Raw genomic sequence first — 277 nt, 5'->3', positions numbered from 1 at the left:
GAAAATCAGCTTGTTACCGGCGCGGGCAAGACGCTCGATCGAACGCTCGGCATCGGCACCTTCCGGCACGCTTTCAAGATAAGTGGTGACGATTTTATCGCCGAACTCTTTTTCCATCGCTTTACGGGCTTCATCGTGCTGGTAGGTCCAGCCGAAATCTCCCGGAGGTCCGATATAGATAAATCCGACTTTGAGCGGCTCTTGTGCAAAGGCGCTGCCCGCCATTGTGATACTTGCTGCTGTAGCAAGGATCGTAAGCGCTTTTTTCATGGTGCCC

Annotated in this window: 1 pseudogene; it reads right to left on the bottom strand. The window is 53.4% G+C overall.

Features of this window, described 5'->3' with window-relative positions:
- Positions 1–270, bottom strand: a pseudogene (locus HBA93_RS20940) (BMP family ABC transporter substrate-binding protein); the annotation flags it as partial.
- Positions 271–277: the final 7 nt, after the last annotated feature.

Source organism: Ochrobactrum sp. SFR4, from assembly GCF_019730395.1.
Lineage (GTDB): Bacteria > Pseudomonadota > Alphaproteobacteria > Rhizobiales > Rhizobiaceae > Pseudochrobactrum.
Note: the sequence above shows the minus strand (reverse complement) of the source record. Positions and strands in the feature narration are given on the sequence as shown.